9 protein-coding genes are annotated in these 12,990 nt (G+C 60.1%); 5 read left to right on the forward strand and 4 right to left on the reverse strand.

What is annotated here, in order from left to right:
* Window positions 1-173: 173 nt before the first annotated feature.
* Together istA and istB are read left to right on the forward strand one after the other, a co-directional pair.
* A complete protein-coding gene (gene istA / locus TZ53_RS03930; protein WP_044660487.1) occupies window positions 174-1,697 on the forward strand; it encodes an IS21 family transposase in 1,524 nt (507 codons plus the stop codon).
* Complete coding sequence (istB, locus tag TZ53_RS03935) at window positions 1,687-2,469, forward strand: IS21-like element helper ATPase IstB (RefSeq protein ID WP_044660488.1); 783 nt, start codon at window positions 1,687-1,689, stop codon at window positions 2,467-2,469. Before istA ends, istB begins: the two co-directional genes overlap by 11 nt.
* A gap of 68 nt (window positions 2,470-2,537) precedes the next feature.
* Here the strand turns inward: istB and TZ53_RS27445 are convergent, their stop codons facing one another.
* A complete protein-coding gene (locus TZ53_RS27445; protein ID WP_238320115.1) occupies window positions 2,538-3,203 on the reverse strand; it encodes a hypothetical protein in 666 nt (221 codons plus the stop codon).
* 555 nt (window positions 3,204-3,758) lie between these two features.
* Here TZ53_RS27445 and TZ53_RS03945 point away from each other — a divergent pair.
* Window positions 3,759-5,396 carry a hypothetical protein gene (locus TZ53_RS03945; RefSeq protein WP_044660489.1) on the forward strand — a complete coding sequence of 546 codons (1,638 nt, stop codon included), beginning with the start codon at window positions 3,759-3,761 and terminating at the stop codon, window positions 5,394-5,396.
* A 311-nt stretch (window positions 5,397-5,707) separates the two neighbouring features.
* Here the strand turns inward: TZ53_RS03945 and TZ53_RS03950 are convergent, their stop codons facing one another.
* Window positions 5,708-6,157 carry a very short patch repair endonuclease gene (locus tag TZ53_RS03950; RefSeq protein ID WP_157009772.1) on the reverse strand — a complete coding sequence of 150 codons (450 nt, stop codon included), beginning with the start codon at window positions 6,155-6,157 and terminating at the stop codon, window positions 5,708-5,710.
* A gap of 51 nt (window positions 6,158-6,208) precedes the next feature.
* Between TZ53_RS03950 and TZ53_RS03955 the strand changes: the two genes are divergently transcribed.
* Together TZ53_RS03955 and TZ53_RS03960 are read left to right on the forward strand one after the other, a co-directional pair.
* Window positions 6,209-8,542: an ATP-binding protein gene (locus TZ53_RS03955; RefSeq protein WP_044660491.1), complete on the forward strand. Its 2,334-nt coding sequence runs from the start codon at window positions 6,209-6,211 to the stop codon at window positions 8,540-8,542.
* 15 nt (window positions 8,543-8,557) lie between these two features.
* Window positions 8,558-9,490, forward strand: a complete 933-nt coding sequence (locus TZ53_RS03960) for a response regulator (protein ID WP_044660492.1) — start codon at window positions 8,558-8,560, stop codon at window positions 9,488-9,490.
* On the opposite strand, the gene TZ53_RS27450 is transcribed toward TZ53_RS03960, so the two are convergent.
* Both TZ53_RS27450 and TZ53_RS03975 read right to left on the reverse strand, forming a co-directional pair.
* On the reverse strand, window positions 9,425-10,666 hold the full coding sequence (locus TZ53_RS27450) for a DNA cytosine methyltransferase (RefSeq protein ID WP_044660493.1): 1,242 nt from the start codon (window positions 10,664-10,666) through the stop codon (window positions 9,425-9,427). The two genes, TZ53_RS03960 and TZ53_RS27450, sit on opposite strands and share 66 nt — an antisense overlap.
* Before the next feature lie 631 nt (window positions 10,667-11,297).
* The gene (locus TZ53_RS03975) at window positions 11,298-12,581 is read right to left on the reverse strand and encodes a phospholipase D family protein (protein WP_172668298.1); all 1,284 of its coding nucleotides are present in this window, start codon (window positions 12,579-12,581) and stop codon (window positions 11,298-11,300) included.
* Window positions 12,582-12,990: the final 409 nt, after the last annotated feature.

Here is a 12,990-nt window from a genome sequence, read left to right on the forward strand (position 1 = left end):
TGGGAACGGTGTCGCATTGGCTTTTCTCCAAAAGCCAAACCCACGGTCAATCATTATGGTCCCACCTGTCCGACCCCAGGGGCCCACTCCAGGTAGCCAGTAATTTCCACTGAGAAGTGACCCATGTTTGAACACGTCCCTGGCTTTGAGCGGGGGACCATGGAGTGTTGGACATGGCATTATTGAGCGTCATCCGGCGCTGGCATTACCGCGATCATTTGTCGATCCGGGAGATAGCCAAGCGCACCGGTCTATCCCGCAATACCGTGCGTAAGTATCTGCGGTCGGACACTGTGGAGCCACGGTTTAAGGTGCCCGAGCGGCCGAGCAAGCTGGACCCGTTCGTCGAGCGGCTGACGGTTTGGCTCAGGCGAGAGATGGGCCGCTCGCGCAAGCAGAAGCGCACGATCAAGCAGTTGCATGCCGATCTGGTGAGCTTGGGTTTTGATGGGTCCTACGGTCGTGTGGCCGCCTTTGCTCGTGCTTGGCGTGATGATTATCGCCGCCAGCAGCAGATGAGCGGCAAGGGCACGTTTGTGCCGCTGTCGTTTGCACCAGGTGAGGCGTTCCAGTTCGACTGGAGCGAGGACTGGGCGATCATCGATGGGGTTCGCACCAAGCTGCAGGTGGCGCACTTCAAGCTCAGCTACAGCCGTGCCTTCTTCGTACGGGCCTATCTCCTTCAGACCCACGAGATGTTGTTCGATGCCCATAATCATGCGTTCCGCGTACTGGGCGGGGTGCCGCGGCGCGGCATCTACGACAACATGCGCACTGCGGTCGACAAGGTCGGACGCGGCAAGGAGCGGACCGTCAACACTCGCTTCCTGGCCATGGTGAGCCATTATCTGTTCGAGGCCGAGTTCTGTAACCCGGCAGCGGGATGGGAGAAGGGCCAGGTCGAGAAGAACGTCCAGGATGCGCGGCATCGCCTGTGGCAACCCACGCCGCAAGCGGAAAGCCTCGATGTCCTGAACCTGTGGCTGGAGGAACGCTGCAAGGCGCTATGGCAGGATATCCCGCACGGGATCGAACCCGGCTCTGTCGCTGATGCCTGGGCCGAGGAGGTGGCAAGCCTGATGCCGATGGGCAGGCCCTTCGATGGCTTTGTCGAGTATGGCAAGCGGGTCTCGCCGACCTGCCTCGTCCATCTTGAGCGTAACCGCTACAGCGTGCCGGCGTCCTTTGCGAACCGCCCTGTCAGCGTGCGGCTCTATCCCGACCGCTTCCTCGTGGTGGCCGAGGGGCAGTTGCTGTGCGAACACCAGCGCATCATCGAAAGATCCCATGATGGGCCGGGACGCACTGTTTATAACTGGCGCCATTATCTGGCGGTCGTCCAGCGCAAGCCTGGCGCCCTGCGCAACGGCGCGCCGTTCCTTGAGATGCCCGAGGCCTTCCAGCGGTTACAGCGCCATCTGTTGCGCGCTCCCGGCGGCGATAGGGAGATGGTCGAGATCCTTGCCCTGGTGCTGCATCATGACGAGCAGGTCGTACTGCGCGCGGTTACCATGGCGCTGGAGGCCGGTGTTCCGACCAAAACCCACATCCTCAACCTGCTGCACCGGCTGATCGACGGCAAGCCGCTGGCGACACCGCCGGTCACGGCGCCCCAGGCATTGAGACTGGTCAGCGAGCCTCTTGCCAATGTGGAACGCTATGATGCGCTGCGCGGGGAGAACCGCCATGCGTCATGATCCCGCCAGCGGCGCCATCATCGTCATGCTACGCAGCCTCAAGATGCACGGCATGGCGCAGGCCGTCACCGATCTCATGGAGCAGGGAACACCAGCGTTCGATGCGGCGGTGCCGATCCTGTCACAATTGCTCAAGGCGGAGACCGCCGAACGGGAAGTGCGATCGGTATCCTATCAGCTCAAGGCCGCGCGGTTCCCGGCTTATCGCGATCTGACGGGCTTCGACTTTGCCAGCAGCGAGATCAATGAGGCGCTGGTCCGCCTGCTCCACCGCTGCGAGTTTATGGACGTGGCCGACAATATCGTGCTGGTCGGCGGCCCAGGTACCGGCAAGACCCACATCGCTACCGCCCTGGGTGTCCAGGCCATCGAACATCACCGTAAACGAGTGCGGTTCTTCTCCACGGTCGAGCTGGTCAACGCGCTCGAACAGGAAAAGGCTCAGGGCAAGGCAGGTCAGATCGCCGGCAGGCTTGCCCACTCCGATCTCGTGATCCTCGACGAGCTTGGCTACCTGCCGTTCAGCGCCTCAGGCGGCGCCCTGCTGTTCCACCTGCTCAGCAAACTCTACGAGCGCACCAGCGTCATCATCACTACCAACCTCAGCTTCAGCGAATGGGCTACCGTGTTCGGTGATGCCAAGATGACCACCGCGCTCCTCGATCGGCTCACCCATCACTGCCACATCCTCGAGACCGGCAACGACAGCTTCAGGTTCAAGAACAGCTCGGCACAGCAGCCCAAAACCCGGAAGGAGAAAACCTCATCTTGACCCACCCCTGACATCCGAAACATAATCGCAAGGTGGGTCACTTCTCAATGAAAACCCCGGGTCACTTCTCAGCAGCAATCAACAAAGCCGATGTCCGTCAGCGTGGCGGTCTTGAAGCGGACAAGCTCTGTCAGCTCCGACACCAGTCGAGGCGGCGCATCCACTATGCCCACATGGTCAGCCTGGTCGTCGAAATCACATGCGTCTTCGCTCGGTAGCCAAGCCGTCCTCTTCGTGCCCGTCAGAGAAGGAAATCGGATCGCATAGCGCAACTTCATGGCCTGGGCCTGGAAGCGGCGATATTCGGTGGCGCCGGAGATCACGACATTCTGAACCCAATCCAGAATCTTCGATTGTTCCTTCAGCGGCCTTGAATTGAAATCGTCGGGCAGATGCCATGCCAGCCGACGCTGCTCGGCCCTCGGCATATCTTTTACCATCAGGCCTGAAGGCGCGCGTGCGGGATTTGGGAGCTTCGCCTTGAAGTAACCCAAAGGCAAATCATAGCGGCGTTCGATGCGCGCGAGGATTTCCAGACTGGCCGCGCTTCGAGGGCTGCGGCGTCCCTCGACCCATGATTGCAGAGTGGCGCGATCAAGCTTCTCCCCGGGCCGGATGATGGACCGGTGCAGTTGATAATAGCTTTCGGAAAAACGCCTCAGATGGAGGACGAGCGCCTCACGAAAGGAGGGGGGATCCACCCAAGCGGTGAAGCTGGGAACCGGGCGTTCCACAATTGGCAGAGCCTTCCGGCCTCGCTTCGATGCGGCAGGTTGATCCTTGTCGCCGTTACTCCGGCGTGTTGTTGTTGGCATTGTCGAAAGTTCCAGATTCTATGGTCTTGATCCAGCTGTGCTGGGCACGCCTAGGAGACAGGCGCACGAACATGACGGCAGGGCTTCAATTTCAACGTGCTGCGGACCAACAAAAAGAGAGAAATCGGCCTTCTGATACAGGTTGCGTCCGCATTGTTGAGACATTTTGCTCAGTCCGCTTTGGAGAAGCATCAGCAGAATAACGGACATTCCAAGCGCGAGGCGGCATGTCTGCTCCGAGCCCTGCTCTCGGTCATTCGCGGGCCGGAAGCTGACCCCCCGAAAACTGACGTGCAATAATTAGACGTGGAGCCGCCGAAATTCGGTAGCTTGCAGCGACATCAATCACTCCCGAATTTATTGCTCGCTGGTGGAAGTCGCTTGCGTAGATAAGAGCTGGACTCCGACTGTATTCCTATTTCATCGGGAAGGATTTAAATTGGCTGCTAAACGCTGAGGGATCAGACAGCTCGAATGTTGGCCGAAAAGCTACTAATCCAGCAGCGCGACCGATACGTTGCGGCTGTCTCCGCAAGCTGGCGTGGCTACGAACGCGAGCTCTTGATATCGTTGGTCCGTGCGCTTGACGTCGCTGCTTATAGCAATCGATACGCAAGACGGCAGGATACGACGGACGCCTGGCTCAGGTTGCGCGGCGCGGCGACGGCCCTTCGTCCACTGCTCGAAGTCGTGCGCGGCATGCCAGGAGGCATCCCATGGTTTCCCGGCAACTCTGCGCTTTTTGCCGCACTCGACAATCATCTCCTGAATTGTGGGCGCTACGCAGTGGCGATCCGGTGGGCAGCGATGGAGCGCTACGGCATCGCCACTGCGAAGGTCTTGGCAAGCGACAAGATCGCTATTGAGTTCTTGGCCAATGACGAGGAGATGGCCGAGGTGGCGTTGGGGCACACGGCAATGGATCGTGCGCGGGAGGATGCCCGGGCGCTGTTTCCGCACCTCTCCGGCGAACTACCCGAGGTTCGCCGGAGGCTGAGGCGATACGGCAAGGCAGCGATGGGATGGTTCATCGCCTATGACAACGACGAATTCCTGATGGGCCACTATCGTTCGCAGGCCAGGATAGAGGCGGCTGGAATAGTCGAAGCTGAAGCGTTGCCGCCGAGCGGCATCATCGGCGGTCGGCCATTTAGCGAGTGGGCCGACGCCTCGACCGCCGCCCTCGGTACCGTCCTACACCATATCGACGCCGCTGGCATGCTGCGTCGACGCAAGCCGAAGCTCGACATGCGAAACCTCATGACCGTCTACGCGCGACGAGACGACGTCCTCGATGTGCTTGAGGAGCGGGGCAACGACGCGGCGCGCGCGCACCAGCTGATGGAAGGGCTGACGCTCGACGCCGATGGGGCCGCCTATAGTGAGGCGCGGCACGAGATCCCGCTGCCCTACTACATCGATGCCGGCAAGGATTTCGTACTGCTGCCGATGTTCGGCGGGTTCTTGAATCCCCACGCCGGCCTGCTCGAGCACTTGCGTCGCAACTATCGGCGCGACTGGGACAGTATCGTCGACGGTCGCGAGGGTATATTTCGAAGGGAGCTTCGGCAACTCCTGCCAGAACCGCGATACATGGTGCCAGAAACCGGCCTCAAGCTGCGTCGCAAGGACGGCTCGACGCTAACCGATGCAGATGCGGTCGTACTCGACCGCAACACCGGCGATGTCGTGTTCGTCCAGTTGAAGTGGTACGACGTCTACGGGTTCAGTCTTGCGGAGCGGAACAGTCGCCGAGTCAATCTGCTGACTAAGGGCAACGAATGGGTCGCGAAGGTCCATGCTTGGATCGACGGGCGTACCTCGGCGGAGATCGCCAAGGCCTATGGGTGGGGCGAGGCCGGCGACGCTGTGCCCCGCATACTAGTGATGGCTAGGCACTCCAGTCGATTTGCCGGCGAGGGGCGATATGACGCTCGCGCTTCGTGGACGAGTTGGCATGCCTTGACCGAAGCGGTGCGCGATCCCGCTTGCGAAGGCTTCGTTGACGCGATGTCGCGATCGCCGCACTGCGGTCCTAGCAGAGGCAATCCCGATGGCGCTTCGGTCTTCGACCTTCCGGGGATCACCGTTGAGGTGCGGACGGCAGCATAGGATCGTCGGACCGTACCAGCGCTGATGGAGCAGAACCTGCTCGCTGCGCTCCGTGATCGCATCGACTATTGCAGCCCATGTCGCCTGTGCGACCTCGCTTGCTCCGGCCTTCGGTACCCGGGACGGCGGAAGCGCCGCGCGACAGCGCAGTTGTAGCCTATCTCTCGGACGCGCGGCAATGCTGTCCTTGCCTTCTCGATCGAGATGGCCCTTCGCGTTCCGATATCGGGCGTGGCTTTCCACGCCTTCCAGGCCATTGGGTCGATTTCCCGGGCCATGAGTTGAAGTTCCTCGCTCATTGTTGCGCTCTCCTAGCCGCCACCTCCACTCGCGGTTCCGGACTCGAGCTGGCCGGCATTGCTACGCGATCCTAGCGCGGATTTCAGCGCCTCGGCAACGCGATCGATGTCTCGCGTCTCGCATTCCCAGATGATGATGACCTGCCATCCCATCGCCTCGAGTTCGGAGGCGTTACGGTGATCCCTTCGGATATTCCCGTCAAACTTGGCCTGCCAGAAGTCCGGCCTGGTTTTGGGAACGGTTGCGACCTTGCATCCCGTATGTCGGTGCCAGAAGCAGCCATGGACGAAGATGGCGGTACGATATTTGGGCAATACGATATCTGGCTTGCCTGGAAGGCGGCCAACGTGGATGCGGAAGCGATACCCGAGCCGATGGAGCAAGCGGCGAACCGCGATTTCGGGCTTGGTATCCTGCGAGCGGAAGCGCGCCATCAGGCGACGCTTTGCTTCGGGTTCCATGCTCGACTCCGGCATCGTAGCTGCTATGGCTTTGCTGGGAGGAAGTAATAGTTGGCCAAGCACTTTCGCATCAGTTCGTCCCTCAAGGACATCATCGGTCGCGACCTCATTACGAATGACTTCGTGGCTGTTTTCGAACTGGTCAAGAACTCATTCGATGCCCATGCGCGCCGCGTAGATATCGTCCTCGCCGATGGTACGCTGTGGATCGTCGACGATGGCAAGGGTATGTCCGAGGAGGACCTCCTCGAGAAGTGGTTATTCGTTGCCTTTTCTGCAAAGGCCACGGGCGGGGAAGATGATGGGCTCTCGCAGGATTTCCGCGACAAGATCGCAGTCAGGCGCGGATATGCCGGAAACAAGGGCATCGGGCGCTTCTCTTGCGACCGCCTGGGCAAGTCACTCGTCCTGCACAGCCGACAGGAAGGTACGCGGGCATGCAACCGGCTGGTCGTGAACTGGGAGGACTTCGAGGGCCGGCCGGAAGAGGAGTTCGGTTCGATCGGCGTTGCCGTGGAACCTGCCAGCGCGCTGCCGGCGGTTCCGGACGTCCCCTTGCCTCGCGACGGCGCGACGATCCTCGAGATATCGTCGCTACGAGAGGTTTGGGACCGAACCAAGCTGTTGAAGCTCAAGGAGTACCTGGCAAAGCTCGTCGATCCCTTCGCGCCGAAGGGCGAGATGGAGGTGTACCTCCACTCGCCTGCCGAGCTCAAAGGCGACAAGGCTGCCGAGGGCAAGCCAGAGGCGATCGTCAACGGGCCGGTTGCAAACACGATCCTTGACGTGCTCGAGGGCAAGACGACGCAGCTGTCGGTGCAACTGGAGGGTGGTGTCATCCACTCAACGCTCCGCGACCGGGATCGGTTGATCTATAGGGTCAGGGAAGACAATCCCTACCCCGAACTTGAGGGTGCGCAGCTCTCGGCCGACCTCCTCTACCTAAACCGGAGCGCGAAGGCGACCTTTACGCGCCGGATGGGGATCGAGCCTGTCAAGTTCGGTTCGGTATTCCTTTTCCTCAATGGCTTTCGCGTCTTTCCCATCGGCGAGGAAGGCAATGACGAGTTCGGCATCGATCGGCGCAAGCAACAGGGCTATGCCCGATACCTCGGAACGCGCGACCTGCTCGGTCGCATCGACATCGTCGCTCCCCAGCGCTTCTTCATGGAGGCCTCGAGCCGCGACAACGGGCTGGTCGAGGGGCCTCGCACCGAGGCGTTGCAACAGTTCGTGCTGCGTAACCTGCTAACGCGGCTCGAAAGATATGTCGTCGATGTAACCTGGGCGGATTCGCTTGACTCCGAGCGGTCGGATGCAAGCGGGTTGACGACCGACGACGCGCGGTCGCGCATTATTCAGGTCGTGAAGAACCTCGTCGGCCGAAAGGGCGTCGAACTGCTCGAATACGACACCGAACTGATCGACACTATCAGTGACCGGGCTGGTGAGTTCGAGCGAGCAATGGAAGGCCTCTCCGTTGTAGCGGAGCGCACCGGCGACGTGCGCCTGCTTGAGCGGATCGAACGCTCGAGGCGCCGCTATGCAGAGTTGAATGCTGCCGCCGCGGAAGCGGAAGCGAAGGCGAAAGAGGAAACGCGCCGGCGCGCTGCAGCGGAGGCGCAGGCTCGTGCCGAGGCAAAGCGTGCCGATGCCGCGGAACAGAAGTTCAAGGAAGAGCAGCGTCGATCGCTCTTGCTCACGAGCCTCGAGGCACGGGATAGCGAGACGCTCACGCTCCTCCACCACCAAGTCGTGATCTACGCGACTGCCATCCAGGACGCGGTAGCAAACAACCTTCGCGCCATTGCCGATGGCGATCCCATAGATCCGGTAGAACTAGCGGCTGACCTCGAACATATCAGCTTCCAAAATAGCCGCATCCTGGCCGTTACGCGATTTGCTACACAGGCGAATTTCAAGCTTGATGCCGATCAGGCGAACATCGACATCGTCCAGTACATGTCGGAATATGTCATGAATGTTGCCTCGCTCTTCGAGGGCGAGCGATTTGCCACATTCGATGATGGCGGCAACGCTATGGTATCGAAGTTCAAGCCGATCGATATCGCCATCGTCATCGACAATCTCATGAGCAACGCGCGCAAGGCGCAGGCCACCAAGATCCACTTCGAAGTCCGTCGCGTCCACAAGTCACCCGCGCTCGAGATGCTCGTCGAGGACAATGGCCGTGGGATTGGCGATCGCGTCGATCGTGCCCGCATCTTCGATAAGGGATATAGCGGCGCAGAGTCTGGCTCCGGTCTGGGGTTGTACCATGCGGCCCAGGTCCTGTCGCAAATGGGCGGCTCGATCGCACTCGATCCCGAACATGAGGGTAGGGGAACCCGGTTCATCGTCAGGCTTCCGCGGCAGAAGGATTAATGGGAAGGGAGGGGGATGCGGCTTGAATTCAAGGTACTCTGGTTTGAGAACCAGATGGACGGCGTGCAGCAAGCTGTCGCCGGCATGCGACGCGAACTTGCCAAGCACGGGATGTTGCTGGAGCTAGACCAGCAAGGAGACGCGTCCCGGCTCGATGAGCTGTCGGCCCATCAGGAAAAATTCCACGACTATGACTTGGTCGTCGTCGACTGGGATTTGGGCGAAGGTCAGCCGAAGGGGGACGAGGTTGCTGAGCGCATTCGCAACAGTTTCGGGTTCACCGACATCATTTTCTACAGTGGCAAGGCCACGGACCAACTCCGCGACATGGTCAAGGATCGGGCCATCGATGGCGTCTATTGCGCACCGCGCAACGGACTCCGAAACAAGCTGATCGAACATGTCAACCATGTGGTTGAGCGTCTCTCACGGCTCGAGGCCATGAGGGGGTTGGCTGTCGTGTCAGCCGGACGAGCGGATGAGCAGATGCGTGAAGTGGTTCGGCTCGCCCATGGGAAGATGGATGCCGAGGCCCAATCCGAACTAGTGGCTGCCATCGATACCAAGGTAGCGGGTGCCGCTAACAGCCACGCCAAGGCGTATGGCAAGCTCAAGGACCTCGAGGGTCGCTTGGCTAGCCGCGCACTCAACAGCGGGATCCTGCACGAGGTCGCGACCCTCTCGGTGCAGAAGGTCGTTGCGACCCATCCAGCATGCGAGCCGCACCTCGCCATCCTTGGAACCTATGTCGAGGAAGTTATCCAGCCGCGGAACGCGCTCGGCCATATCGTCGAGACGCGGGATGTTGACGGATGGGTGATCAACTACGCAAGCGGCAAGCGGCTCGACAAGGCTGGGCTGTCGAAGATGCGGAAGGACCTTTCACGCCATCTCGACAACTTCGCTGCAATCTCCGCCGTTCTGAGCGAGGCTGCCGAGGGCAAGTAGGACTTCGCCAATCGCCTCGCCAAGCAGCGGCGGGACTGCGTTTCCGACTTGCGTATATCGGGGGCACGCTTCGCGACGCCGATCCCCGCCGGTCGTGTAGGGACCGAGGAATTCGAACGAGTCAGGGAAGGACTGGAGGCGCGCGCATTCCCGCACCGTCAGGATGCGCGGTTCCTGATAATGTACCATGTCATCTGGTAGCGTCGTGACCGTGCAAGAAGGCTTGTCGGCCGCCAACAAGGTGAGCGAGCGCTTCTGCATTCCCAGGCGGCTGCGATCGTCCGATGAGAGCGGAACACCTGGACAGCACGTCTTTAGGATCTTTTTGAACCGCTCCGTGACGACCCTCGAATGCCGTGGGAGGCGAAGTCCCGTCGGACTACCGGACGCACCGCTCCGCATTAGTGCGAGATAGCCGGTCGGAGCAGCGGGTATTGCGTAGTTGATCTCCATGAAGCCGCCGTCGCCGCCGCGATAGGGAACGAGGGTGGTGCCCCTTGTCTTGAGGTCGCCAATTGCCTCCGCGACGCCAACTTCCTTGTCGATGGGCAGCCCGCGCGATCCGAGGAATTGGCGACGACCAACCCGCATGCGCAGGAACGGGTCTATGCCTTCTAACCCCTTGTCGCGCGAGGCAACCACGAAGAACCTTGGCCTCCGTTGCGGAACGCCCCATTCAGAGGCGATGAGCATCTCGCTCCAGACTCGATATCCCATTCCCTCGAGTTCCTCGGTGACGTGCGCGGCATAACTGCCCGCGTCGTCGTGCTGCATTGTCATAAAGCCGCGGACATTCTCTAGCAGGACGAGCCGCGGTTCGACGAGGCGAAGGAAGTCTAGATAGTGCCGGACCATGCGGTTTCGTGGATCATCAGCCCGACGCCGGCCTGCGGTCGAAAATCCCTGGCACGGCGGACCACCAGCGACCAGATCTACGTGCCCTCTAAGCTTCTTGAGGTTCCGGCGGTGGTCGCTGATCAGTTGCTCAATGCGCATGGCTTTCTGGGGGAGCCATTCTGGCCATGCGCCGGTCTCGCCGATCAAGTTGTGCGAATAGGTAGCGAAGGCGTCGGGGTGTGCTTCGACGGCGAATAGGGAAGTCCATCCTGCCCTCCGGAGGCCGAGCGACAGTCCCCCGCAGCCTGCAAACAGGTCTATGAATGTATGCTTGCCCATGCGTCCCCCCGACTGCGCCGAGCACCAAGCGCTGCGGCGTCCTGGTGTCCTGGAGCGAGGGGGTGTAAGTCAAGCGAAAAATGAAGGGCATGCATCAAATCCCTCTTTGCGCAGGAGGGCGATGACTGGTCTTCGCGCTCCCTGAACCGGTAGCGATCTGGCCAACCTGTCGGTTGCGGCGGAGAAGCGCTATTTCTTGTTCTGAGCTGTACGGCATGCGCTACCGACTGTTTGAAGCTGTCAGAGGCATCTCGATCAACCACCAACGAATTGCTGACTAATCGGCTAGAGAGCCTGATGTGCTCGCCGATCGGCATCGGCATTTACTCCGCAGGGACTGGAATGAGGTCCAGTTGTCCCCAGCCTCTGAGAATCAACTGACTAAACTCGTGCCTATCCAGATCTATCGCAAGCTCTGACGTAAAGGGCGTGCGGTAGGTGCGGGCATCAAACCCCTTGAAGGCTATGCCAGCGCCTTCCATCGCCTTGAACACCTTGCAAGTGGCCGAGACGAATAGCCGTCGCAAACCACCTGATCTGCAACTGATCAGCGAAGATGCTCCTCTGAGTGACCGGCATGGGTCGGACGGACTCGTCAGGTTTTGTGTGAATTCCTGACAAACTCGCACGCTCACTGCGCTATGTCATGTCCGATAAACCTCAATGCTTTAAGGGTTCGCCCGTTCACTGGCGGACGATTAGGAGTCATCCAGCCTACCAATTCCATCACGCAATTTTCGCCAAACCGTCCCAGCTTCCATTTTTCGTCGAAGATGCAGTCATAGGCCCGTTCAAGCATCAGGCCGCCTCCGTGGATCAGATAGATGAGCGTGTCCTGGATTTCCGAAAGGGTGTTTCGCCGGCCAAAATCGGCCTTCAGACCCGGCAGGCCGCCCGACACGAAGCGCAGCATGTCATAGAAGGCATGGCAGCCGCACAGAGTGTCAAAGATTTGATCATAATCCATGGATTGAATGGCCTGGATCGATGAAAGGCCATCGCGCAGGCGCGCAATATTACCGAACTCCTCCTCCGCATAGTACATGTCGCCTGCCTTGGTGTCGCCGACCTCGACCCAGTTTCGTAGATAGGACAATGTTCGTTCGCGGCGTCCAGCCCGGTCGGCGAGCGCTGACTCTTTCCAGACGTCGCCGGGTGCATGGAGCAACCGGGTCCAGCCAAGAAATCGGTTGAGCTCGATTTCAATATCACCACCGGCAAATTCGGCTCTCCTGAGTCCGCTCTCTGACATGATGTCCCTGACTTCCTGAAAGGCCGGGATGACCTGCTCGTCATACTTGCGGCGCAGTTGCTCAAGAAAAGACCGCCGTCTGGACATCACCTCGCTTCCCGCCATAGCGCTGGGTGGATCGACCTTGCCGACGAGCTTCGTCAGACGCTGTTCAAATTCCGCTTCCTCCCGAGGATTGCCGATATGCCTGAACGCGGTCTGATAGGCCGCGAGAATTTCACCGCTCATTGCTCCGGCTTTTTCCCAGTACAGCTCGAACAGGCCTGGCAACTCGTCGAACGCGGCATCCCGGTCTTTGCGAACAACGATGGAAATCTCGCGATTGGACATCAGGCCAGCCGCTGTCAGATTGGCGCTCCCGACGAGGGCCTGATCATCAACGATGTAGAGCTTGGCGTGGAATTCGCGGCTGGTGAAATAGCGGAGGGTGACGAGGGGATCGGCCAGCGCCTTTGCGATGACCGCGGGCGTGGTGACAGAGCACAGGCGCACGATCAGCTTCACCTCGCATCCGCGTCTGGTCAGCCGCTCAATGGGGTCATAGGTTGAGAAGAACGGGCTCGCCAGCAATGCGGATTTTGCACCCGGTGCCGTCAGTTCAAAAAAATCGATCGTGTAGCCACTGGATTTTGAGTTTCCGTAGGCATCTCTCAATTTGGGCATATCGCTCTTATTTCTTCCATGTCCGGCCGGAAGAAACCTCTGGCCCATTCATTTCGGGATCGCAATATGGCCGGACGGCGACTTTCTAATCAGCAGCTTTGCGACGCAGGCCAGCACAGCCAGCTTGTCTGGCACTTCGTTGTCGGGACGAGGCGCAATCGGCGACCACATCGTTGACGCGGGGGCATGCCCGCACCTCAGGGTGTCCACGTCGATGGGTTATATCGTGGTGGCGACCAGTTCCCCGCGCACAATTTGCGGGCCGACTGCCAGTTCGCGATGGGTTAGGCGGTGACAGTTCGCGCAAAGGCACTGCAGATCCTCCATCACTGTGACGTGGCCTGCCTGCATGTCTCTCACCTGTACCCTGGCATGATGAACCTCGATGCAGGCCGCCCCAACGCTGGCC

Source organism: Sphingobium sp. YBL2 (assembly GCF_000943805.1).
Lineage (GTDB): Bacteria > Pseudomonadota > Alphaproteobacteria > Sphingomonadales > Sphingomonadaceae > Sphingobium > Sphingobium fuliginis.

Excerpts from the sequence above, each read along its gene's own strand:
- TZ53_RS03945 (WP_044660489.1), top strand. The coding sequence starts at position 3,759 with ATGTTGGCCGAAAAGCTACTAATCCAGCAGCGCGACCGATACGTTGCG.
- istA (WP_044660487.1), top strand. The coding sequence starts at position 174 with ATGGCATTATTGAGCGTCATCCGGCGCTGGCATTACCGCGATCATTTG.
- TZ53_RS03950 (WP_157009772.1), bottom strand. The coding sequence starts at position 6,157 with ATGGAACCCGAAGCAAAGCGTCGCCTGATGGCGCGCTTCCGCTCGCAG.
- TZ53_RS27450 (WP_044660493.1), bottom strand. The coding sequence starts at position 10,666 with ATGGGCAAGCATACATTCATAGACCTGTTTGCAGGCTGCGGGGGACTG.
- TZ53_RS03960 (WP_044660492.1), top strand. The coding sequence starts at position 8,558 with ATGCGGCTTGAATTCAAGGTACTCTGGTTTGAGAACCAGATGGACGGC.
- TZ53_RS03975 (WP_172668298.1), bottom strand. The coding sequence starts at position 12,581 with ATGCCCAAATTGAGAGATGCCTACGGAAACTCAAAATCCAGTGGCTAC.
- istB (WP_044660488.1), top strand. The coding sequence starts at position 1,687 with ATGCGTCATGATCCCGCCAGCGGCGCCATCATCGTCATGCTACGCAGC.